Annotated in this window: 24 protein-coding genes, 1 other RNA gene and 2 pseudogenes; 17 read left to right on the top strand and 10 right to left on the bottom strand. The window is 64.0% G+C overall.

Annotated features, from left to right (window positions below; genetic code table 11):
- The first annotated feature begins 17 nt into the window (after positions 1-17).
- Positions 18-914 (top strand): LysR family transcriptional regulator, encoded by an 897-nt coding sequence (locus FXV83_RS17265; RefSeq protein ID WP_148740604.1) that lies wholly within the window; start codon positions 18-20, stop codon positions 912-914.
- 8 nt (positions 915-922) lie between these two features.
- Here the strand turns inward: FXV83_RS17265 and FXV83_RS17270 are convergent, their stop codons facing one another.
- Positions 923-1,654 carry a DUF3750 domain-containing protein gene (locus FXV83_RS17270; RefSeq protein ID WP_148740605.1) on the bottom strand — a complete coding sequence of 244 codons (732 nt, stop codon included), beginning with the start codon at positions 1,652-1,654 and terminating at the stop codon, positions 923-925.
- A 260-nt stretch (positions 1,655-1,914) separates the two neighbouring features.
- On the opposite strand from FXV83_RS17270, the gene FXV83_RS17275 reads away from it, so the two are divergent.
- The 4 genes and pseudogenes from FXV83_RS17275 to FXV83_RS17290 all read left to right on the top strand — a co-directional run bounded on the left by FXV83_RS17275 (position 1,915) and on the right by FXV83_RS17290 (position 4,210).
- On the top strand, positions 1,915-2,124 hold the full coding sequence (locus FXV83_RS17275; protein WP_148740606.1) for a hypothetical protein: 210 nt from the start codon (positions 1,915-1,917) through the stop codon (positions 2,122-2,124).
- Between the two features lie 164 nt (positions 2,125-2,288).
- Positions 2,289-2,486: pseudogene (locus tag FXV83_RS17280) on the top strand (glycosyltransferase family 4 protein); the annotation flags it as partial.
- 316 nt (positions 2,487-2,802) lie between these two features.
- Complete coding sequence (locus FXV83_RS17285) at positions 2,803-3,864, top strand: DUF1236 domain-containing protein (RefSeq protein WP_148740653.1); 1,062 nt, start codon at positions 2,803-2,805, stop codon at positions 3,862-3,864.
- Between the two features lie 25 nt (positions 3,865-3,889).
- Positions 3,890-4,210, top strand: coding sequence for a hypothetical protein (locus FXV83_RS17290; RefSeq protein ID WP_187435970.1), 321 nt, complete (start codon positions 3,890-3,892; stop codon positions 4,208-4,210).
- Between the two features lie 136 nt (positions 4,211-4,346).
- Here FXV83_RS17290 and FXV83_RS17295 read toward each other — a convergent pair whose 3' ends face one another.
- The 8 genes from FXV83_RS17295 to ssrA form a co-directional block, all read right to left on the bottom strand.
- Positions 4,347-4,844, bottom strand: coding sequence for a GNAT family N-acetyltransferase (locus FXV83_RS17295; RefSeq protein WP_148740607.1), 498 nt, complete (start codon positions 4,842-4,844; stop codon positions 4,347-4,349).
- 270 nt (positions 4,845-5,114) lie between these two features.
- On the bottom strand, positions 5,115-6,986 hold the full coding sequence (gene feoB / locus FXV83_RS17300; RefSeq protein ID WP_148740608.1) for a ferrous iron transporter B: 1,872 nt from the start codon (positions 6,984-6,986) through the stop codon (positions 5,115-5,117).
- Positions 6,987-7,007: 21 nt separating this feature from the next.
- Positions 7,008-7,283 (bottom strand): FeoA family protein, encoded by a 276-nt coding sequence (locus tag FXV83_RS17305; protein WP_148740609.1) that lies wholly within the window; start codon positions 7,281-7,283, stop codon positions 7,008-7,010.
- A 118-nt stretch (positions 7,284-7,401) separates the two neighbouring features.
- Complete coding sequence (locus FXV83_RS17310; protein WP_148740610.1) at positions 7,402-7,653, bottom strand: ribbon-helix-helix domain-containing protein; 252 nt, start codon at positions 7,651-7,653, stop codon at positions 7,402-7,404.
- A complete protein-coding gene (locus FXV83_RS17315; RefSeq protein ID WP_148740611.1) occupies positions 7,650-7,838 on the bottom strand; it encodes a DUF4169 family protein in 189 nt (62 codons plus the stop codon). The genes FXV83_RS17310 and FXV83_RS17315 overlap by 4 nt, the downstream gene beginning before the upstream one ends.
- A gap of 276 nt (positions 7,839-8,114) precedes the next feature.
- Complete coding sequence (fumC, locus tag FXV83_RS17320; protein ID WP_235939771.1) at positions 8,115-9,545, bottom strand: class II fumarate hydratase; 1,431 nt, start codon at positions 9,543-9,545, stop codon at positions 8,115-8,117.
- A gap of 102 nt (positions 9,546-9,647) precedes the next feature.
- Positions 9,648-10,166 carry an SspB family protein gene (locus FXV83_RS17325; RefSeq protein ID WP_148740613.1) on the bottom strand — a complete coding sequence of 173 codons (519 nt, stop codon included), beginning with the start codon at positions 10,164-10,166 and terminating at the stop codon, positions 9,648-9,650.
- A gap of 117 nt (positions 10,167-10,283) precedes the next feature.
- Positions 10,284-10,660, bottom strand: a transfer-messenger RNA (tmRNA) gene (gene ssrA / locus FXV83_RS17330).
- Positions 10,661-10,743: 83 nt separating this feature from the next.
- Between ssrA and FXV83_RS17335 the strand changes: the two genes are divergently transcribed.
- From FXV83_RS17335 to FXV83_RS17385, 11 genes and pseudogenes are all read left to right on the top strand, one after another.
- Positions 10,744-11,337 carry a chromate transporter gene (locus tag FXV83_RS17335; protein ID WP_148740614.1) on the top strand — a complete coding sequence of 198 codons (594 nt, stop codon included), beginning with the start codon at positions 10,744-10,746 and terminating at the stop codon, positions 11,335-11,337.
- Positions 11,334-11,863, top strand: a pseudogene (locus tag FXV83_RS17340) (chromate transporter). Before FXV83_RS17335 ends, FXV83_RS17340 begins: the two are co-directional and overlap by 4 nt.
- Before the next feature lie 95 nt (positions 11,864-11,958).
- On the top strand, positions 11,959-12,720 hold the full coding sequence (locus tag FXV83_RS17345; protein ID WP_148740615.1) for a tripartite tricarboxylate transporter TctB family protein: 762 nt from the start codon (positions 11,959-11,961) through the stop codon (positions 12,718-12,720).
- A gap of 7 nt (positions 12,721-12,727) precedes the next feature.
- A complete protein-coding gene (locus FXV83_RS17350) occupies positions 12,728-14,293 on the top strand; it encodes a tripartite tricarboxylate transporter permease (protein ID WP_148740616.1) in 1,566 nt (521 codons plus the stop codon).
- A gap of 231 nt (positions 14,294-14,524) precedes the next feature.
- Complete coding sequence (locus FXV83_RS17355) at positions 14,525-15,319, top strand: thymidylate synthase (protein WP_148740617.1); 795 nt, start codon at positions 14,525-14,527, stop codon at positions 15,317-15,319.
- A 5-nt stretch (positions 15,320-15,324) separates the two neighbouring features.
- Positions 15,325-15,810, top strand: coding sequence for a GNAT family N-acetyltransferase (locus tag FXV83_RS17360; protein WP_148740618.1), 486 nt, complete (start codon positions 15,325-15,327; stop codon positions 15,808-15,810).
- Positions 15,810-16,319: a dihydrofolate reductase gene (locus tag FXV83_RS17365; protein ID WP_148740655.1), complete on the top strand. Its 510-nt coding sequence runs from the start codon at positions 15,810-15,812 to the stop codon at positions 16,317-16,319. The genes FXV83_RS17360 and FXV83_RS17365 overlap by 1 nt, the downstream gene beginning before the upstream one ends.
- Positions 16,320-16,478: 159 nt before the next feature.
- Positions 16,479-17,618 (top strand): FtsH protease activity modulator HflK, encoded by a 1,140-nt coding sequence (hflK, locus tag FXV83_RS17370; RefSeq protein WP_148740619.1) that lies wholly within the window; start codon positions 16,479-16,481, stop codon positions 17,616-17,618.
- Positions 17,615-18,511 carry a protease modulator HflC gene (gene hflC / locus FXV83_RS17375; protein WP_148740620.1) on the top strand — a complete coding sequence of 299 codons (897 nt, stop codon included), beginning with the start codon at positions 17,615-17,617 and terminating at the stop codon, positions 18,509-18,511. The genes hflK and hflC overlap by 4 nt, the downstream gene beginning before the upstream one ends.
- A gap of 71 nt (positions 18,512-18,582) precedes the next feature.
- Complete coding sequence (locus tag FXV83_RS17380; RefSeq protein ID WP_148740621.1) at positions 18,583-18,789, top strand: DUF2065 domain-containing protein; 207 nt, start codon at positions 18,583-18,585, stop codon at positions 18,787-18,789.
- A 146-nt stretch (positions 18,790-18,935) separates the two neighbouring features.
- Positions 18,936-20,450, top strand: a complete 1,515-nt coding sequence (locus FXV83_RS17385) for a Do family serine endopeptidase (protein ID WP_148740622.1) — start codon at positions 18,936-18,938, stop codon at positions 20,448-20,450.
- Positions 20,451-20,592: 142 nt separating this feature from the next.
- Here the strand turns inward: FXV83_RS17385 and serB are convergent, their stop codons facing one another.
- Positions 20,593-21,498, bottom strand: a complete 906-nt coding sequence (gene serB / locus FXV83_RS17390; RefSeq protein ID WP_148740623.1) for a phosphoserine phosphatase SerB — start codon at positions 21,496-21,498, stop codon at positions 20,593-20,595.
- A gap of 11 nt (positions 21,499-21,509) precedes the next feature.
- Here serB and miaA point away from each other — a divergent pair, with 11 nt between their 5' ends.
- Positions 21,510-22,466 carry a tRNA (adenosine(37)-N6)-dimethylallyltransferase MiaA gene (gene miaA, locus FXV83_RS17395; protein WP_148740624.1) on the top strand — a complete coding sequence of 319 codons (957 nt, stop codon included), beginning with the start codon at positions 21,510-21,512 and terminating at the stop codon, positions 22,464-22,466.
- Positions 22,467-22,479: the final 13 nt, after the last annotated feature.

The following is a 22,479-nucleotide window of genomic DNA, read 5'->3' on the forward strand; positions in this document are numbered from 1 at the left end:
TCCGGCGGCGGAAAACGATGGCCAAGCACGACTTCAACGACCTCTTGTGTTTCCTCACGATCGCCAGGGAGCGGAGCTTCACCAAGGCGGCCGCCAAGCTCGGCGTCGCGCAATCGACCCTGAGCCACACCATCAAGCGCCTTGAAGACCAGATGGGCATCCGGCTTCTGACGCGGACGACGCGCAGTGTCGGTCTCACCGAAGCCGGTGAACGTTTGCAGCAATCGATGGCGCCGCGGATCGCGGAGATCGAAGCCGACATCGCTGACCTCATGGCTTTCCGCGACAAGCCGTCGGGACGGATCAGGATGACGATTTCGGACCACGCCCTCCAGAGCGTGGTCTGGCCGAAGTTGCAGCCGGTTCTGAAGGACTATCCGGATATCAAGCTCGAACTCAGTCTCGACAATGGATTTCGTAACATTGTCGAGGACGGATTCGACGCCGGCGTTCGCCTCGGCGAGAGCGTCGAGAAGGACATGATCGCGGTGCGGATTGGACCGGATTGGCGATTGGTGGCGGTAGGCTCGCCCGGCTACTTCGCCGAACATCGTGCGCCGGAACACCCCAACGAGCTCATGCGGCACAATTGCATCAGTTTGCGACAGCAAAGGTCCGGCGGACTCTACGCGTGGGAATTCGCCAAGGGGGGCCAGGAGCTGCGCGTCCGGGTCGACGGACAACTGACATTCGGCAACTCCTACGCCCAGGTCGATGCCGCCCTGAGCGGGTACGGCATTGCCTATGTGCCGGAGAGCATCGTGCAGCGGCACATCGCATCAGGCGACCTCGTCGTGGTCCTCGACGACTGGTCGCCGAGCTTCGACGGCTATCACATCTACTATCCGAGTCAGCGCCAGAACTCGCCGGCCTTCAAGATCATCGTCGATGCGCTGCGCCATCGCGAAGATTGAATGGTCGATCACAGCGCCGCCGGGACACCCAGGCGCCCGATGCCTGGCAGCTTCAGGGCCGGCCGTCGGATGTCGAATCCGAGCACCGCACCGAAGAAGTTGATTTCGAACCCTTCGACCCAGCCTATCGAGATTCCGACGTAGCCCGCGAGCGAGGCGTAGACGCCGCTGCCTGAGGCGGTCAGCCCCACCAGCCTGCCGGTGTAGGGGAAGTCTTTGCCGATCGCGGTCGGCGGAAGCACGGCCTGCAATTCCGGAACCGCGTCCAGGGCGGCCTGCACGAAGGTATTGGAATTCGGTCCTGGCCACGCGCTGTAGTCGCCGTAGGCCTTGAAGCGGTAGTTCTCGATGACGCGGCGAATTTTCAGGATCAGCGCCTCCGCTCGCGCGCCGTCCACGGCGACGACGACTTCCGGCGTTGCCCCGAACCATCGACCGTCCGGCGCAAATCCGTTGTCCCGGATCGGCTCGCCCCACGCCGTGTAATCGTAACGGCTGTAGCCGGCGGCATCCTTCTCCTTGACCACGATCCAGGTGTGAACCGCGAATATGCTGCGCCAGCGCACGGTGCGCGCGGCGAAGACCCGGATCAGTGCGTCCGGATTGGCCGCGGCGGGACGGAGCAACCCCGTGCTCGATCGATCCGCCGTTCGCCAATCGCCGCGGCCGTCTCCGAACAGGAAATAGCGCGCGGCCGACACGGCAATCGGCACGAACACCAGCAGCAGAAAAATGACCACGGATCTTTTCAAGGAGGGCCGGTCAGCAGGGGTGGAGACGAGAGATATAGTCAGCCCGTCGGCTGTTGTCAGCGGTCGGCTTTGGAACGAGCGCTATGCGCTCCGCCATCGCGGCAAGTGGGGACGCACGACCATCGGTGCGACCGTCAGTTGGATGCCGTGCCACGGGCGAAGCAGATCTGCACTTCCGGGAGAACTTGGAAACCTTCCCGGGCATGTTGAGTTGCAAGCGATGAGATTCGAGACGCTGGAGCGGGAGAATGGTGGACGAGGTTACCGTGAGAAGGGCCGCAGACACGGCGTGGTCGGCCTTCCGGGCGACGCATCCGGATGTTGATGCGTCCGACAACCGTCGCTGCCTGCTCGAGCGTCACCTGCAAAGGAGAGGGGAAGAGCGAGAAAGCGATTCCGAAGAACTCGCAAGCTTGGGACTCGCCTACCTGCACCGGCTTCCCGCGGACGAATGTTGACTTACATGAAGATGCTCGTCGCGCGGGTGGCTCGCGAAAGCACGAGACCGGGTTGGACCCTGCTGGCGATCTCGTTCCTCATCTCGGCGACCGTCGTACTGGCCTTGCGATGCGCGTTGGGTGCCTAGGGACCGATGCGCATCGCCCAACTCGCCCCTCGGCCGATGGCGTGCGGGACGCCGGTGATCGCCTATCGCTCGAGCTCCATGCCGAAGATCGTCGAGGCGCAGGCCATCAAGGCGGTGAACGAACTAGGGCGGCTGGACAGACGAAGAATGCGCGCCCGGTTCGAAGAACGTTTTTCGGCGAAGCGAATGGCCAAAGAGTACGAAAGCCAATACCGGACGTTATCGCTCCCGTAGAGGGGCCGCGAAACGAGAGTGCGCGCTGCAACTGCCAGGAACGCAAAAAGGACGTGAGATTGCTCGCAGAGATTTCCTTTCATCGCGCTCGATGTGGAAGTCCGGCGGACTCTCGTCGTTGGCGTTGTTATCCTTCGAAGTGTTCCGCTTGTTCCCGGCCCCAAAGGCATGCGCTCGGCATCGCAGATTGCGAAATTCCTGTTTTTTATATTTGAAAGAGATGACCTTGATGGCGGCCAGTTACCATTATTTCCCGAATCTGGAACCGCAGCCCCGCTCGGAAGGTTGTCGCAACACAGCGTTCAAGGAGCTTCATATGAACAAGCGTTTACTTTTGGCCACTTGCGCAGCCCTGGCGATAGCCAATTCCGCATTCGCGCAATCCAATCCGGGCACTTCGGGCCAGAATCCTTCGGCCTCGCAGCGTCAGCAGGATTCCACCTCCACGGCTATGCCCACCAATCCGGCGCAGACTGCACCTTCGTCTTCCTCCTCGAACAATTCGGCTCAGACCCAGGCACCGGCCTCGAACAAACAGGACGCGGCCCGGCAGTCGCCGAACCTCGGAACGAGCACCTCGCAGGCACCGGCCTCCGGCAATTCGCCGAGCCAGGCCCAAACCAATTCTCCGGCGAACACTCAGACACAGTCCGCAAATCCGCCGCCCGCCGCCAACAACCAGGCGCAGCAGTCTCAGACCGGGAGCGGCGCGACGAACACGGCCCAGCAGCCAAACACGCAGCAGAACACGGCTCAGCAACCGAACACGCAGCAGAGCACGGCCGACCGTTCCTCCAGCACCGGCGTGAACGCATCCGTCAATCTCAACGACCAGCAACGCACCCGCATCAGCCAGTCGGTGTCGCGCCTCAACGTCCAGCCGCTCAACAGCGTGAACTTTTCGCTGTCGGTTGGTACGGTCGTGCCGCGAGACGTTCGCCTGCAGCCGTTGCCCAGCGAGGTCGCCGAGGTGGTGCCGCAATATCGCGGCTATAACTTCGTCCTGGTGAAGGACGAGATCGTGATCGTTGAGCCGTCGAGCTACAAGATCGTCGCGGTCCTGCCGTACTCGGGCCGGTCCACGGCGGCCGCTCCGGCCCGCACGGAACAGCGCAAGGCCACGTTCAGCGATCGCGATCGTGAAGTGATCCGCAAGCACGTCAAAGCGCGCCCCGTCGAACGGCGCACCACGGGCAGCACGGTAAGAACCGAGATCCGCACCGGCGAGCGCGTGCCGGAGGGCGTCGAGTTCGAAGCTTTCCCCGAGGAGGTCTATCGCGAGTCCCCTAGCCTGCGGGAGTACCGTTACATCCATCGCGACAGCCGGACCTACATAGTGGAGCCGCAGGAGCGGCGCATCATCGAAGAGATCGACTGATCTGGTCGCAGCAAGGAGAACGAACATGAGGATGATCGCTTTCGGTACTTTTACGGCCGCCGCTGTGCTGGCCTCGGCCGCTTCGGCGGCTCCGCTCAATCCCACCGCAATCGGATCGGCAGAGATCGCCAACGTCGATCAGGTGCGCCTGGTATGCAACGAGTACGGCCGCTGCTTCCGGACCCGCGGTCCGCGCTATGTTCAACGCTATTACGACGGCGATGACGGCTACGTGGTGCGCCGGAGCTACGGATATTATGGCGGTCCCGGCTACTACGATCGCGGATACGGATATTACGGCGGCGGGCCCAGCATCGGCTTCAGCTTCGGCACCGGCCGCTGGTAGACTGGATCATCCAAGGCCGCCCTCCGGGGCGGCCTTGCCGCCTGGGTGGTCTCACATGCGATATGCTCGGAGAACGGAAGGCGCCGGACTTATGAGCACATGCCCACTCCGATCGGCACGATAGCCTTCCGATCTCTCACCGTCGGGCGCGGTAAATCACGACGTCTTCTCCGTGACGGTGCGTGCTGCGCTCGAGGACATAATTCGATTTCTCCAGCACGCGGCGGGACGCGGCGTTTCCGACAAAGACCAGGCCGATCAGTGACGGCAGCTTGAGTTGTGACAATCCGACGTGCGTCAGCGCGGTCGCGATTTCGCTCGCAAGTCCCTGGCCCCAGAGACTGCGCTTGAACGCGTAGGCAATCTCGATTTCGTCCACGTCATCCACGAGGATGTGCCGGATGCCCGCCCGCCCAGCGAACGTTCCGTCGCTCGTTCTCAGTGCCCAGAGTCCGAAACCGTGCTGGTCCCAATGGGCCATGTTGACGGCGAGATAAGCCTTGGTCCTCTCGGCCGAGCGTACGCCGCCGATATAGCGCGACACCTCGGGATCGAGGTGAAGCGCGACGAGATCCGCGAGGTGATCCTCGCGCAGTCTCTCGGCAGTGAGGCTGGTGGTGGTGAACTGATCCATGGAGACGGATGGCCGGTCACTATGCCGGCAAGGGCCGATGATGCCATCGTGCTCCTGTTTTGCCCGACGGGTCAACGGGCACGCCGTTCGTTGTCCGTAGCACGAATGGAGCGGAGCGCAGTTCGGGGCCGGCGATGCGTCGTGCAAGAATTCCGGATTTCGCTTCGCTCCATCTGGCTACCTGCTGCGCACACGCGTAAGCCATTGATTTTGCTATCCCCGTCTACTGTGCATGGGGTTGTTTTCGCGCTTTTAGTTTCGAGAGGGGCGCTATCCTGCGCCGAGCGCGACGGCGACGTTGTACGTCACCAGGCTGGCCGCATAGGCGAGCACCAGCATGTAGGTGAAGGTCACCGCCATCCAGGTCCAGCTTCCGGTTTCGCGCCGGATCACAGCCAGCGTGGATGCGCATTGCGGGGCGAAGATGTACCAGGCCAGCATCGACAGCGCGGTGGCAAGCGACCATTTCGTCGCCAGCACCTGGCCGATCTGCTCGGCGGCTTCCTTGCCGCCTTCGATCGCATAGACGGTGCCGAGCGCGGCGACCGCGACCTCGCGCGCCGCCATGCCCGGGATCAGGGCCACCGCAATCTGCCAGTTGAAGCCGACCGGGGCGAGCAGCGGCGCGATCGCCTTGCCGATGATTGCGGCCAGGCTGAATTCGATGGCGGGCTCGGTTGCGCCTGCCGGCGGCTGCGGGAATGAAGCCAGGAACCAGATCAGCACCATCATCGAGAAGATCGTTGTGCCGGCGCGGTGCAAGAACATTTTTGCGCGGGTGTAGACGCCGATTGCGATCGATTTCGGCCGCGGCATCTTGTAGTCGGGCAGCTCCAGCATGAACGGCGCCGGCGCGTAGTCGCGCAGCATGAAGAACTTGATCAGGAAAGAGACCAGCAGCGCGCTGACGATGCCGGCGGCGTAGAGGCCGAACATCACGAGGCCCTGGAGGTTGATGAAGCCCCAGACGTCCCTGGCCGGAATGAAGGCGGAGATGATCAGCGTGTAGACGGGAATGCGCGCCGAGCAGGTCATCAGCGGCGCGATCAGGATCGTGGTCAGCCGGTCGCGCTTGTTGTCGATCACGCGCGTCGCCATGATGCCGGGAATGGCGCAGGCAAAGCTCGACAGCAGCGGGATGAAGGCGCGGCCATGCAGCCCGGCGCCGCCCATGATGCGGTCCATCAGGAACGCGGCCCGCGCCATGTAGCCGAAATCTTCCAGGAGCAGGATGAACAGGAAGATGATAATGATCTGCGGCAGGAACACGATGACGCTGCCGACGCCGGAGATCACGCCGTTCTGAAGGAAGCTCTGCAGCAGGCCGGCGGGCAGGCTGGCGTGCACGAATTCGCCGAGCGCATCGAAGCCGGAGTTGAGCAGCTGCATCAGCGGCTGCGCCCAGGCGAACACCGCCTGGAACATCACGAACAGGATCAGCGCGAGCACCAATAGCCCGGCGACGGGGTGCAGCACGACCGCGTCGATCCGCGCGGTCCAGGTGTCGGGCCGGCTCGGCAGGCTGACGCAGTCGGCGATGATGCGGTCGGCCTCGCGCTGGGTGGCGCGCAGTTCGCCGACGCCGAGCGCGCGCCAGCTATTCTCCTGCGGCTCGGCTGCGAGCCCGGCCGAGATATCGTCGGTCAGCGTCAGGAGGTCGGCGGTGCCGCCCTTGCGCACCGCGATCGAGGTGACCACGGGCACGCCGAGCTCCTTGGCGAGCCGCTCCGCGTCGACATTGATGCCGCGGCGGGCCGCGATGTCGAACATGTTGAGCACCAGCACCATCGGCCGGCCGGTGCGCTTGAGCTCGAGCAGGAGGCGGATGGTCAGCCGCAGATTGGTCGAATCGGCCACGCACAGCACGAGATCGGGCACTGACTCGCCGGAGGCCTTGCCGAGCACGAAGTCGCGCGTGATCTCCTCGTCCGGGCTGCGGCCGCGCAGCGAATAGGTGCCGGGCAGGTCGACCACCGAGACCTGACGACCCAGGGGCGTGACGAAGAAGCCCTCCTTGCGCTCGACGGTGACGCCCGGATAGTTCGCGACCTTCTGCCGACTGCCGGTCAGCGCATTGAACAGCGATGTCTTGCCGCTGTTTGGCGTGCCGACCAGGGCGAGATGCAGCAGGGGTGCTTCCATGGAATCAGATATCCGGTCGCCTCAGGCGACGATGATGGCCATGGCTTCGCGACGGCGCACCGCGATGGTGATGTTGTCGACCCGCACGGCGATCGGGTCGCGCCCGACCAGCCCCTCGTGCAGGACCTCGACCCGGGCACCCTCGACGAAGCCGAGCTCGATCAGGCGGCTCTCGAGCTCGATGTCCGAGAGCGCTGAGCCCGCGTCCTTGGCGGACAGGTGTTGAATGATGCCGCTATAGCCGCGCTGGGCCAGACCCAGCGGCATCTGCGGGCGCGTTTCATTGGTATCGGTCATGCCCTGTATTTTCAACGCAGGGCATTGAGGTCAAGCGCGCTCGCTCGCCGAAGCTGCACCTTAGAGTGATTTTAAAGTGCGGGCGGCTGCTGCCGAGCCCCGGAAAGTGCCTCCGCGGCTACTGGGCGGGGACCTTTTCCGGCTGGACGGCCATGGCGCGGCTCTTGAAGTAGTCCAGGACGAACAGACGGATTGCCGACGACAGATTGCCTTGCTGGCGACTGCTGTCGATCTCGCCGACGAGCTCGGACAGCGTCATGTTGCGCAGACCCGAGATCTCCTTCATGCCGTTCCAGAACGCCTCTTCCAGGCTGACGCTGGTCTTGTGGCCAGCGACCACGATCGATCGCTTCACGACGGGCGACTTCATGGCTGCTCCTCGCGATCGATCCGGTGCTGGTCCAGATGCTCCTTCGCCTGGTCCGCGCGGGTCTGCTCCGCCGACCGCTCCGCCTTCCTGCGGCCGAACTTCGCCCGGTTGACGTCCGCCTGCTTCGCCGAGACTTCCCGCTCGGCGCGCTTCCTGAAACGATTCAGGTTGATGACGTTCCCCATGCCGCGTCTCCATCATCCGATCCTCCGCAGGCAGGATGAAACATTCAGAAACAGGGTGCAGCGCTGCGCCCCACAAGATTTGATCGCCATTCGCTCGTCCTCGTCAATCGGCCCTGGTGGCCATCAAACGATGAATTTGGCCCCGGGAAGGGGAGAGAGCGGCGTAGCACGCATCCTCCCCGAGACCTTGACGGTAATCAAATCCTGTCCTTTAAGCCTCTATAAATATGCCGTTTTGGCTCCGTATCATTACGGATGACTATCGGAATCCGGAAATCAACCGGGCCGCGTCATCTTCTCCGGCTGCACGAGGCGGTCGAACTCGTCCGCCGAGACGAAGCCCAGGCGGAGCGCTTCCTCTTTCAGCGTGGTGCCGTTGGCATGCGCCGTCTTCGCCACCTTGGCCGCATTGTCGTAGCCGATCCTGGGCGCGAGCGCCGTCACCAGCATCAGCGAGCGCTGCATCAACTCCCTGATGCGCTTTTCATCGGCGCGAATGCCGCTGACGCAATGTTCGGTGAGGGAGCGCGCGGCGTCCGCGAGCAGGCGGATCGAATGCAGCATGTTGTATGCGAGCACGGGCTTGTAGACGTTGAGCTCGAAATGCCCCTGGCTGCCGGCTACCGTGATTGCGGTGTGATTGCCGAACACCTGGCAGCACACCATGGTCATCGCTTCGCACTGAGTGGGGTTGACCTTGCCCGGCATGATCGATGAGCCCGGCTCGTTCTCCGGCAGGATCAGCTCGCCGAGGCCCGAGCGCGGGCCTGATCCGAGCAGGCGGATGTCGTTGGCGATCTTGAACAGCCCCGTCGCCACCGAATTGATGGCGCCGTGCGCCAGCACATAGGCGTCGTTGGAGGCCAGTGCCTCGAATTTGTTGGCGGCGCTGGTGAAGGGCAGTTTTGTGATCCCGACCACGTGCCTGGCGAACAGTCTTGCGAAGCGAGGGCTCGAGTTGAGGCCGGTGCCGACGGCGGTACCGCCCTGTGCCAGCGGATAGAGATCCTTCACCGCGACCTTGAGGCGGGCAATCCCGCTTTCGACCTGCGCGGCATAGCCGGAAAATTCCTGGCCGAGCGTCAGCGGGGTCGCATCCTGGGTGTGGGTACGGCCGATCTTGACGATCCTGGCGAACTCTTTTTCTTTCTTGAGCAGCGCGCGCAGCAATTCGCCGAGCGCCGGAATGAGATCGGCGGTGATGCGGCTGGCAGCGGCGATATGCATCGCGGTCGGGAACGAGTCGTTCGACGACTGGCTCATGTTGACGTGATCGTTGGGGTGGACCGGCTTCTTGGCGCCGAGCTCGCCGCCGAGCAGCTCATTGGCGCGGTTGGCGATCACCTCGTTGAGGTTCATGTTGGTCTGCGTGCCGGAGCCGGTCTGCCACACCACCAGCGGAAAATGATCGTCGAGCTTGCCCTCGATCACCTCGCGCGCGGCGCGGATGATGGCGTTGGCGCGGCGCTGGTCGAGCAGCCCGAGTTCGCGGTTGGACTGTGCGGCCGCGAGCTTGACGATGCCCAGCGCATGCACGAGCGCGATCGGCATGCGGTCGGTGCCGATGCGAAAGTTCTGGCGCGAGCGCTCGGTCTGCGCTCCCCAATAGCGATCGGAGGGGACCTCGATGGGACCAAAACTGTCGGTCTCGACGCGGGGCGCGGACCGCGAGGAGCGGGCAGTCTTTGATCTAGCGGTCTTGGCCATGAGCATATCCATTCTGCCGCACGGAATGCCGCGTGGCCTCTTGATATGCTCATCTATATAGGCAGTTCGGCGCCGCGCGACGGCCGCGCGCGCCAGCCTGGATCATTTCTTGCGGAAACGGTCGAGCCGCACGACTTCCGCGCCGCCCTGGTTCGGCGGGGGCGGCTCCTCGGCGCTTTCGGCTGTTTCGGCGGTGGGTTCAGGCACCGCAACGGCCGATGGGGCAGGCGCCGCCGGCAGGGTCTCGGGCGCTATCTCGGCAACGTCGGAGGTGTCGAACTGCAGGCCGAATTTCACGGACGGATCGAGGAAGCTCTTGATGGCGCTGAACGGCACCACCAGCCGCTCCGGAATGCCACCAAAGGACAGCCCGACTTCGAAGCGGTCCTCAAGCACCGTGAGGTCCCAGAACTGGTGCTGGAGGATGATCGTCATCTCTTCCGGATATTGCGCGAGCAGCCGCGCCGAGATCTTCACGCCCTCGGCCTTCGATACGAAGGTGATGAAGAAATGATGCTCGCCGGGCAGTCCATGGGACGCGGCATCGGTCAGCACCTTGCGGAGCACGCCGCGCAGCGCGTCGCGGGCCAGCACATCGTATCGGATATGATCGGTCGCCATGGTGGTCCTGTTGCATTCCGGAAGGCGGGCCCCGCCGGCCCGACTCGCCAAGCCGCAATAGTACCGCGCCTGACCGGTCAGCAGGAGTCCCCCGCCGGGAAGGAAATTAATAAGGTAAGTGGAGGCTTCTGTTGCCAGGTGCCTCCGAACCCCGCCTAACGGAGCTTAACCCGTTAGGACTTCAGAATGGTCTTTCAAACTGCGTTACGCAGCCTGAGCAACCGGAGCAAAGTTGTCGTTGGCAACTATTGCAGTAGCCCGATAACGGCGGAACAATACCGGGAAAAAGCACGCCCTTTACGCCCTCGTCGATCCTATTTCGCCCCCGCCAAAGCCCGCATTTCGGCGGGCTGAAGCCCGTTAATCGGTGGGCTTTGGTGGAGGCGCCGGGTACCGCCCCCGGGTCCGAATGGTTTATTACGACGACCGTTTATTTCCATAGCCGGCGAACCGGCACCCCCAATATAGGGGGCAAAGCTTTCAAATAACAGGGGTTTGGCGGGGCCATGGCGAGGTTCCTTTGGATAGGTTCCGGATGACCTTGGCCGCGCCATCGCCTGCGTTCTAAGCTCCTGACATGTCCTCGAATTCCTCACCGGCCGCGCAAGAGCCGGGCCATTCAGCTGCCCCCAGCCTAGTCGCGCTGTTCCTGGCCTTTGCCCGGATGTCGCTGGCCGGCTTCGGCGGGGTCCTGGTGTTTGCCCGGCGGGCCATCGTCGATCAGCATCGCTGGATGACGCCGGACGAATTCAACGAGACGTTTGCGCTCCGCCATTTCCTGCCGGGGCCTAATATCGTCAATTTGTCGATGGTGTTCGGGGCGCGGCTGCCCGGGATCGCAGGCGGTGTTTCCGCTTTTGCCGGGCTGCTCGTGCCTCCGACGCTGATCATGACCGTGCTCGCGATCATCTATGCCAAATTCGGCGAGATGGATGTGCTGCGCCACAGCCTTGCGGGCATCTTCTGCGCCGCGGTCGGTCTTTTGATCGCGGTCGTGTTGCGCATGATGACGCCGCTGCTCAAGAAGGCGGACATCGTCGGGCTGATCCTGATGCTTGCAGTGTTCGCCGCCATCGGCGTGCTGCGCCTGCGGCTCCAGGCGGTGCTGCTGGTCGCGATTCCCATCAGTGTTGCCGTGACGTTCCTCCTGCGGAGGAAGGTAGCAGCATGACCAGCGAGAGCCCGATTTGGGTGCTGATCTCCACCTTTGGCCTGATGTCGCTGTTCGCGGTCGCGGCGCTGCGGCAGCCGTGCCCGAGATGCATCGCATCGCGGCCGAGGTGCATCACTGGATGACGGACAAGCAGTTCGCCGACGCCTACGCGATCGCGCAGCTCTCGCCCGGTCCCAACGTCCTGATCGTCACGTTGATTGGCTATGCCGTCGCCGGCATCCCCGGCGCGCTGGCGGCGAAGCTGGCGATGTGCCTGCCGACGGCCCTGCTTGCCTATTTAGTCAGCCGGCTCCTGAACCGGCCCACCCAATCGCGCTGGCCCGGCCTGATTCAGGCTGCACTGGTTCCGCTCTCGATCGGATTGATGGCAGCGAGCGCCCTGATCCTGGCGCAGTCGACCAATCGTAGCGTTACCGCTTTGCTAATAACCGCGGCGGTTGCCATCCTCGCGACGCTATCGCGCGTCAATCCGCTGTGGCTGCTGCTCGCCGGAGGCCTGTTGGGTTTTGCTGGCATTGTGTGATGAAAATCGCTAGGCAGTGATCCGGGCGGGGGATCCATTTTCCAGCCGATTAGAACAACAGTGCTCGTGACTTACAGGTCGCGGAGGAGACATGCATGGCCGATACGATGGGCCACTCAGCGACAGCCAACCGCAACACCTCGGTGGCGATCGGCTTTTGTCTGCTGGCCATTGCGCCGCAGATTTTCGAACTCGTCTGGTCGATCGGGACGATCTTCGGCTGGGGCGCGGGGCGCGGTCCGGCCACGGTCCTGATCAGCCACGCCACCGCGCTGCTCGCGAGCGCTCCCGCCGCGCTGATCGGAGCGATCGGCGGTGACACCAAGAAGGCGTCATCTGACGTGCTGCTGGCGCTGATCTATTCCTATCCGATTTTTGTGGTGGCAATTCTCACGCTGTTCATGACGATCAAGTCGGCACAGGACTATATCGGCGGTATCGTGCTGATGGCGCTCGCCTTGTTTGCGCTGTGGGCCTCCAGCGATTTGCAGGGGATGCGCGGCTTCTCTTTTGGCGCGGGTACGGCGCCGCGGATGTTCGGCGGGCTGCTCGTCGCACTCGGCGCCGGCATCGCGTTGACGGGGCTGCTGACCGATGGCCCGGCGATGGCGCATTATGCCTGGCGCGGGCCTCTGTTCGTGATGGTCTCGATCGTCTTCTTCGCCCTCGCGATCCGTCCGCTCGGCGTGGTGGTTACGGCCTTCGCGAGCTTCCTGATCGCGGCGATGGGCACGCATGAGACACGTTGGGTCGAAGCGATCATCGTCGGCGCCTGCCTGACGCTCGGCTGCGCGCTGCTCTTCCCGTACGTGCTCGGGCTGCCGATGCCGATGTTCCCGCGCTTCCTGGCTCAGTGAGGATGTGATGTTCGATCTCTTCCACAATCTGGGCCTCGGTTTCGGTGTGGTGTTTCAGGTCTCCTGGTGGTCACCCTGGTGGCTCTATGGCCTGTCTCTCCCGATCTCGATCAATATTCTGATGTGCCTGATTGGCGCATTGGTTGGCACGCTTGTCGGCGTGCTTCCCGGCATCGGCACCGTCGCAACTGTGGCGATGCTCCTGCCGATCACGTTCGGATTGCCGCCCGTTGGCGCGCTGATCATGCTCGCCGGCATCTATTACGGTGCCCAGTACGGCGGCTCGACGACCTCGATCCTGGTCAATATTCCCGGTGAGGCGACATCGGTCGTCACCGCCATCGACGGCCACCAGATGGCGAAGCAAGGCCGCGCCGGTCCGGCGCTGGCGATCGCGGCGATCGGCTCGTTCTTCGCCGGCTGCGTCGCGACCGTTTTGATCGCAGTCCTCGGCGCGCCACTCACAAAACTCGCGCTGGCGTTCGGTCCGGCCGAATATTTCTCGCTGATGGTGCTCGGCCTGATTTTCGCGGTGGTGCTGGCCAAGGGCTCGGTGTTGAAGGCGATCGCGATGATCGTGTTCGGCCTGCTGTTGTCGATGGTTGGCTCGGATATCGAGACCGGCGCCTCGCGCATGGCGTTCAACATTCCGGAACTGGCCGACGGCCTGGGCTTCGCGACGGTGGCGATGGGCGTCTTTGGCTTCGCCGAGATCATCCGCAATCTCGACGCCGGCGCCGAAATGAACCGCGATCTCGTGCAGCAGAAGATCAGCGGCCTGATGCCGACCAGGAAAGACCTGGTCGACTCGACGCCTGCGATTCTGCGCGGCACCGTGCTGGGCTCCATCCTCGGCATCCTGCCGGGTGGCGGCGCTGTCATCGCGTCCTTTGCGTCCTATACGCTCGAGAAGAAGATCGCCAAGAACCCGTCGCGGTTCGGCCGCGGCGCAATCGAGGGCGTGGCGGCGCCGGAAAGCGCCAACAACGCGGCGGCGCAGACCTCGTTCATTCCGTTGCTGACGCTCGGCATCCCGCCGAACGCGGTGATGGCGCTGATGGTCGGCGCGATGACCATTCACGGCATCGTGCCGGGCCCGCAGGTGATGCAGAAGCAGCCGGACCTCGTCTGGGGCATGATCGCCTCGATGTGGATCGGCAATCTGATGCTGATCATCATCAACCTGCCGCTGGTCGGAATCTGGGTGCGGCTGTTGCGCGTGCCTTACCGGCTGATGTTCCCCTCGATCGTGATCTTCTGCGCGATCGGCATCTACTCGGTGAACAACGCACCGGTCGACGTCATCCTCGCGGGCGTGTTCGGCCTCGTCGGCTACTGGCTGATCAAGCACGATTTCGAGCCGGCGCCGCTGCTGCTCGGCATGGTGCTGGGACCGCTGATGGAAGAGAACCTGCGCCGTGCGCTTCTGATTTCGCGCGGCGACTGGAGCGTGTTCCTGACGCGCCCGCTGTCCGCCGTGTTGCTGGCGATCGCGGCGTTCCTCCTGGTACTCACCGTGCTGCCCGCGTTGCGCGCCAAGCGCGACGAGGTGTTCACCGAATCCGAGAATTGAGCAGAAGCGGCGTGCAACGCGAAAAGTTAGCCTGCAGGATCAAGCTCATAGGCGGGGGGTGGAACGCGAGTTCCGCCCCTTGTCGTTGCGGTCGGGAACGCTCACTTTTTCGGGTATAATCTATGCCGGCCGGCGAATCGCTGCTGTCGCAGCGCGTGGGCGGCCGCTAAGTTGGCCGTTCTCCCCAAAGGCTGCCGTCTTCTTAAAGGTTTTTGCTAAGGTTTTTGGCACATGCACCAGTATCAGGACCTGCTCGAGCGGATTCTTTCAGACGGCGCCGAGAAGACCGATCGGACCGGCACCGGCACGCTGTCGATATTCGGCCATCAGATGCGCTTCAACCTGTCCGCTGGCTTTCCGATGCTGACTACCAAGCGACTGCCGCTGAAGGCGATCGTGCATGAGCTTCTGTGGTTCCTGAAGGGCGACACCAACATCAAATATCTGCGCGACAACGGCGTCACCATCTGGGACGAGTGGGCGGACGCGAACGGCGATCTCGGCCCGGTCTACGGCCATCAATGGCGGTCCTGGCCTGCGCCGGACGGGCGCAGCATCGACCAGATCGCGAATGTCGTCGACATGATCAAGCGCAACCCGGACTCGCGCCGCCTGATCGTCTCGGCCTGGAATCCGGCCGAAGTCGACAAGATGGCGCTGCCGCCGTGCCACTGCCTGTTCCAGTTCTACGTCGCGAACGGAAAGCTGTCGTGCCAGCTCTATCAGCGCTCGGCCGACGTGTTCCTCGGCGTGCCCTTCAACATCGCCTCCTACGCGCTGCTCACCATGATGGTCGCGCAGGTCACCGGCCTGAAACCGGGCGATTTCGTGCATTCGTTCGGCGATACCCATCTTTATTCCAACCACCTGGAACAGGCGCGGCTCCAGCTCACGCGCACGCCGCGCGCGCTGCCGATGATGCGGATCAACCCTGACGTGAAGGACATCTTCTCCTTCCGCTACGAGGATTTCGAGCTGGTTGGCTACGATCCGCACCCGCACATCAAGGCGGCGGTCGCGGTCTGACGCAGATGTCGCTCAACATCCGCCGCGCGCGCCCCGGCGAAGCCGGGCTCGTTCTCTCTTTCATCCGCGAGCTCGCCGCGTACGAAAAGCTTTCGCATGAGGTTGAGGCAACCGAGGCGATGATCGCCGACGCGCTGTTCGGCAGCGATCCGCGGCTGTATTGCGCGATCGCCGAGTGGAACGGCGAGCCGGTCGGTTTCGCGGTGTGGCTCGTCAATTTCTCCACCTTCAGCGGCCGCCACGGCATCTATCTTGAGGACCTCTATGTGCGGCCGTCGCATCGGGGCCGGGGCCTCGGCAAGGCACTGCTGGTTTATCTGGCCAACGAATGCGTCGAGAACGGCTGGTCGCGCCTGCAATGGGCGGTGCTCGACTGGAACGCGCCGTCGATCGCGTTCTACAAGTCGCTAGGCGCCGTCATGATGGACGACTGGACGTTGTGTCGCGTCACCGGACTCGCGTTGGCACGCCTTGCCGGGAGAGGGGCGTGATGGAGATCGTCTTCGTCGTCGCAATCGCAGAGAACGGCGTCATCGGCGCTGCTGGAGCGATTCCGTGGCGATTGAAAGCCGACATGCAGCGTTTCAAGGCACTTACGGTCGGCAAGCCCGTGATCATGGGTCGCAAGACCTTCGAGTCGCTGCGCCGGCCGCTGCCCGGCCGCACCAACATCGTCGTCACGCGCGATGCCGCCTACCGTGCCGCCGGCGCCGTCGTCGCGACCTCGGCGGAGGATGCGGGCGCGGTTGCGCGTGGTGACGCCCTGCGGCGTTCGGCCGCCGAGATTGCCGTGATCGGCGGCGCCGAGATCTATCGCCAATGGATCGATCGCGCCGATCGCCTCGAAATCACCGAAGTGCACGCGCGGCCCGAAGGTGACGCCCATTTCGAGATCGATAGGGCGCGATGGGAGGAAATCAGCCGCCTCCGTCATCCCGCCGGTCCTGACGACAGCGCCGACTTCTCCTATGTGACATATCGTCGGCGACCGCGCCATTAACCGCATTCGTCAATGTTTACATTGACTTTTTCCTGCCCGAGCATAGCTCGAAAGACGGACAAGGCTGCGTTGTAAGGGACCTGCCGGTCCCCTATAAAGCCGGACCGGACAATGCGGGCCGGGCAAGTTCTAGTTCTGGTCTGCCGAGGAGACTGTCGAATGCCGTGGAAGAATCAGGGCGGTGGCCCATGGGGCTCGGGTCCGAAAGGACCATGGGGCTCAGGCCCGCAACCGGTCGGACCGAGGCCGCCGGATCTGGAAGACCTTCTGCGGCGCGGCCAGGACCGCCTCCAGCAGATCATGCCGGGTGGCTATTTCTCCGGCGTCGGCATCACGCTGATCCTGCTCATCATCGTCGCGCTGTGGCTGTTGTCGGGCTTCTTCCGCGTGCAGTCTGAAGAACAAGGCGTCGTGTTGCGCTTCGGCAAGCACGTGCGGACCGTGGATCCGGGCCTGAACTATCACCTGCCCTATCCGATCGAAACGGTGCTGCTGCCGAAGGCGTTGCGCGTCTCCACCATTTCCATCGGCATGACGCTGATCGAGGATCCGGCCCGGCGCGGCCGCTCCATCCGCGACGTGCCGGAAGAAAGCCTGATGCTGACCGGCGACGAGAACATCGTCGACGTCGACTTCACCGTACTCTGGCGCATCAAGCCGAACGGCGTCGGCAATTTCCTGTTCAACATCCAGAACCCCGAAGGCACCGTGAAGGCGGTCGCCGAGAGCGCGATGCGCGAGGTGATCGGCCGCTCCAACATCCAGCCGATCCTGACGGGAGCGCGGACGCAGACCGAAACCACCGTGCAGGACTTGATGCAGAAGACGCTCGACAATTACGGCGCCGGCATCCAGATCGCCCAGGTGCAGATGCAAAAGGTCGACCCGCCGGCACAGGTAATCGACGCGTTCCGTGATGTGCAGGCGGCGCGCGCCAATCTCGAGCAGTTGCAGAATGAGGCGCAGACCTATGCCAACAAGGTCGTGCCCGAAGCGCGCGGCCGCGCGGCGCAGATTATGCAGGCGGCCGAAGGCTACAAGGAGCAGGCGGTTGCCGAAGCCAAGGGCCAAAGCTCGCGCTTCCTGAAGGTGTACGAAGAATACAAGAAGGCGCCCGACGTGACGCGTGAACGAATTTATCTGGAGACGATGGAGCGCGTGCTCGGGGGCTCGGAAAAGCTGATCTATGATGGAGGTTCCTCCTCCGGTCAGGGCGTCGTGCCCTATCTACCGCTCAACGAATTGACGACCAAGCGACCCGCCACGACCGGCCAGCAGTCGAGCGGAGGCAGCCGATGAGGTCCCCCGTTACAGGTATCGTCGGACTTCTCGGACTTCTCCTGGTCCTGATTGTCGCCTACATGTCGCTGTTCACGGTGCAACAGACCGAGCAGACCATCGTGCTGCAGTTCGGTAAGCCGGTGGACGTCGTCACAGACCCCGGGCTGCACTTCAAGGCGCCGTGGAACTCCGTGATCAACATCGACAAGCGGATCCTCGACCTCGAGAATCCGTCCCAGGAGGTCATCGCCTCCGACCAGAAGCGCCTCGTGGTCGACGCCTTCGCGCGTTATCGGATCAAGGACGCGTTGCGTTTCTATCAGAGTGTCGGCTCGATCCAGGCCGCCAACCTCCAGCTGACGTCGCTGCTGAATGCGGCGCTGCGCCGCGTTCTCGGCGAGGTCAACTTCATCACGGTCGTGCGTGACGAGCGTGAGAAACTGATGGGGCGCATCCGCGAGCAGCTCGACCACGAGGCCGACGGCTACGGCATCGAGGTGGTCGACGTCCGCATCCGCCGCGCCGACCTGCCGGAGCAGAACAGCCAGGCGGTCTATCAGCGCATGCAGACCGAACGTCAGCGTGAAGCGGCCGAGTTCCGCGCGCAGGGCGGTCAGAAGGCGCAGGAGATCCGCTCCAAGGCCGATCGTGAGGCGACGGTGATCATCGCCGAAGCCAACTCGACCGCCGAGCAGACGCGCGGCGTCGGTGACGCCGAGCGCAACCGCTTATTCGCGGAGTCCTACGGCAAGGACGCAGACTTCTTCGCCTTCTACCGGTCAATGACGGCGTATGAGAACGGCCTGCGCTCGAATGACACCCGCTTCCTGCTCCGCCCCGACTCGGATTTCTTCCGGTATTTCAGTAACCCGAGCGGCAAAACGGCGACCCAGACACCGGCGAAGCCGTAAGCGAGACGAAGGGCGGAACTTTTGCCGCCCTTGGTCCAGATAAGAACAACACAACGGGAGGTTCCAATCCGATGAGGTCCATTGCGTTCACCGACTTCCTCATCGGTTTGGGCATCCTGTTCGTGCTGGAAGGCTTGATGTTCGCGGCAAGTCCGGCCTGGATGCGCCGGGCCATGAAGAGCGCGCTCGCCACGCCCGACCACATCCTGCGGGCGGTGGGGATCGCGTCGGCGGTCGCCGGCCTGATCCTGATCTGGGTCATGCGGCGGCCCATTTAGCGGCCGTGCCAACGCCAAAGTGAAGGCGAGGAGCAGTTTTTCGCCGTATTATCCGCATCTTGAGGTCCGTTGACCTCCGTGCTTGCGCCCTCGACCCGTTCGAGCGCAGTCTGATGCCGAATCCCTTATTCTCTCTGGAGATCACAATGAACGCTGCCACCATTGCCCCGGCCCGCTTGCGCCATTGCGTGCGCCTTGGGCTGGCTGCGCTCGCCATCGGCTCTCTCTTCGGCTCGCCCGCTCATGCGCGCGGACCGGATGGCATCGCCGACGTCGCCGAGAAAGTGATCGACGCGGTCGTCAACATCTCGACCTCGCAGACCGTCGAAGCCAAGGGCGGCGGCGGCAGCAACGCCATGCCGCAGCTGCCGCCCGGCTCGCCGTTCGAGGAATTCTTCGACGACTTCTTCAAGAACCGCCGTGGTCCCGGCGGCGGCAGCAAGGGCGGCGAGCGCGGCGACAGCGGCCCGCAGCCCCGTAAGACCAATTCGCTCGGCTCCGGCTTCATCATCGACACCTCCGGCGTCGTCGTCACCAACAATCACGTCATCGCCGATGCCGACGAGATCAACGTCATTCTCAACGATGGCACCAAGATCAAGGCCGAGCTCGTCGGCGTCGACAAGAAGACCGATCTGGCCGTGTTGAAGTTCAAGCCGATCAAGCCGCTGGTGTCGGTGAAGTTCGGCGACTCCGACAAGCTGCGCCTCGGCGACTGGGTGGTCGCGATCGGCAACCCCTTCAGCCTCGGCGGCACGGTCACGGCCGGCATCGTCTCGGCCAAGAACCGCGATATCTCCTCAGGTCCCTATGACAGCTATATCCAGACCGACGCCTCTATCAACCGCGGCAATTCCGGCGGTCCGCTGTTCAACCTCGATGGCGACGTGATCGGCGTCAACACGCTGATCATCTCCCCCTCCGGCGGCTCGATCGGCATCGGCTTCGCCGTGCCGTCGAAGACCGTTGCGGGGGTCGTCGACCAGCTCCGTCAGTTCGGCGAGCTCCGCCGCGGCTGGCTCGGCGTACGCATCCAGGGCGTCACCGACGAGATCGCCGAGAGCCTCAACATCAAGCCGCCGCGCGGCGCGCTGGTTGCCGGCATCGACGACAAGGGGCCCGCCAAGCCCGCCGGCATCGAGCCCGGCGACGTCGTCGTCAAGTTCGACGGCAAGGACGTCAAGGACCCGAAGGACCTTTCCCGCGTCGTCGCCGACACGGCTGTCGGCAAGGAGGTCGATGTCGTCATCATCCGCAAAGGCCAGGAGGAGACCAAGAAGGTCACGCTCGGCCGCTTGCAGGATCCCGAGAAAGTGCAGGCCGCGGTGAAGACCGACGAGCCCGCGCCTGAAAAGACCGTGACGCAGAAGGCGCTCGGCCTCGATCTCGCGGTGCTGAGCAAGGATTTGCGCGCGCGCTACAAGATCAAGGACAGCGTCAAGGGCGTGGTCGTCACCAATGTCGACGGGAATTCGGATGCCGCGGAGAAGCGGCTCTCCGCCGGCGACGTCATCGTCGAGGTGGCGCAGGAAGCCGTGTCGAGCGGCGCCGACATCCAGAAGCGCGTCGACCAGCTCAAGAAGGACGGCAAGAAGTCCGTGCTGCTGCTGGTCTCGAATGGCGACGGCGAGCTGCGGTTTGTTGCGCTGAGCGTGCAGTAGGGCGCAATCCAGTAGGGTGGGCAAAGCGAAGTGTGCCCACCATCTCTCCACCATCGCAGCAAGAGTGGTGGGCACGGCGCAAGTGCGCCTTTGCCCACCCTACTGCTGCTGAGAGTGCAGCAAGAGCTGACGACTGTAGAGGCTAGCCCTCCACAAACTCCTCGCGCCGATACCCCTGCGCATAGAGCAGCGCGGTGAGATCGCCGTGGTCGATCCGCGCCGCCGCTGCGGCCGCCACGGCAGGCTTCGCATGATACGCCACGCCCAACCCCGCGGCCTGGATCATCGCAAGGTCATTGGCACCGTCGCCGACCACCAGCGAGTCGATGTCGTCGAGATCGCGCGACTCCATCAGGTCGACAAGCGTCGCGAGCTTTGCCGCACGGCCCAAAATCGGCTCCTTCACCTCGCCGGTGAACTTGCCGTCGCGCACGACGAGCTCGTTGGCGCGGTTTTCCTGGAAGCCGATCCTGGCGGCCACAGCGCGCGTGAACAGCGTGAAGCCGCCGGAGATCAGGCAGGCATAGGCGCCGTGCGCGCGCATGGTCGCGACCAGCGTGCCGCCGCCCGGTGTCGGCGTGATGCGTTTTGCAAGGACCTCGTCGACCACGGCGGCGGGCAGGTCCTTCAGGAGGGCGACGCGCTCGCGCAAGGCGGGCTCGAACTCGATCTCGCCGCGCATGGCGCGTTCGGTGATCCCGGCCACATGCGCCTTCAGCCCGGCAAAATCGGCGAGCTCATCGATGCATTCCTGGCCGATCATGGTGGAATCCATGTCGGCGAGAAAAAGCTTCTTGCGCCGGAAGCCGGACGGCTGCACCACGATGTCGATCGGCAGGTCGCCGCGAAGCTCGCGCAACCGCTGCTCGATGGCGTGACGGTCGCCTCCGAGGTTACTGTCGGCGCCGAAGGGGATGTCGACGGCAACTCCATCGAACAGCCAATGCGCAGGTGCCGCCTGGGGCAGCACGGCGCGGGCACCATCGACGATGGTGCTGTCGAGCGCGGGATTGGCGGGATGGCAGATCAGCGTGGCGACGAGGGACATTTGAGGTTTTCGTGAGCGAGGGGCAAGTCAGCAGAAGGCGTGTTGGCAAGGCCGTGCTTATCGCAGGCCCGACCGCCAGCGGCAAGTCGGCGCTGGCGCTCGAGCTTGCGCTGACGACGGGCGGCGTCGTCATCAATGCCGATTCCATGCAGGTCTACCGTGACCTGCGTATCATCACGGCGCGCCCGACGCATGGCGACGAGGCGCGGGTGCCGCACCGCCTCTACGGTCATGTCGATGCCGCCGTGAATTTCTCGACCGGCGCCTGGGTGAGCGACGCGGCGAAGGCGCTCGAAGAGGCGCAAGCGCAGGGCCGCCTGCCGATCTTCATTGGCGGCACCGGGCTGTATTTCAAGGCGCTGACGGCGGGGCTCTCGGTGGTGCCGCCGATTCCTGCCGACGTGCGCGAGGACGTGCGTACGCGGCTGGAGCGGAACGGCGTCGAGGCTCTGCATGCGGAACTCGCGCGTCGTGATGCCCGCGCCGCCGAGCGATTGAACCTGCGCGATCGCAGCCGGATTGCGCGCGCGCTCGAAGTGATCGAGGCGACCGGCCGCTCGCTGCTCGACTGGCACCGCGAGGGCGAGCCGCCGCTGTTGCCCAAGGACAGTTTCCGCGCGGTGTTTCTGAGCCCCGAGCGCGACGACCTCTACGCCCGCATCGATGCCCGCTTCGACGCCATGCTGGGCGCCGGCGCGCTGAAGGAAGTCGAGCGGCTGGCGGCTCGGAATCTCGACCCGCTGCTGCCGGCCATGAAAGCCCATGGCGTGCCGGCGCTGATCCGGCATCTGCGCGGCGAGCTCAGCCTGGAGGAGGCGGCCAGCATCGGCCGCGCCGACACCCGCCATTACGCCAAGCGCCAGTTCACCTGGTTCAGGCACCAGCTGCCCGCGTTCGAATGGGTGAAGCCGGAGGAGGCGAGGGGGTGGCTTGCAGCCATCGTGAACGCTGCGCGCGCCCCCGATTGACGTGCCATTGTGG

Origin of the sequence: Bradyrhizobium hipponense (genome assembly GCF_008123965.1) — a bacterium.
GTDB lineage: Bacteria > Pseudomonadota > Alphaproteobacteria > Rhizobiales > Xanthobacteraceae > Bradyrhizobium > Bradyrhizobium hipponense.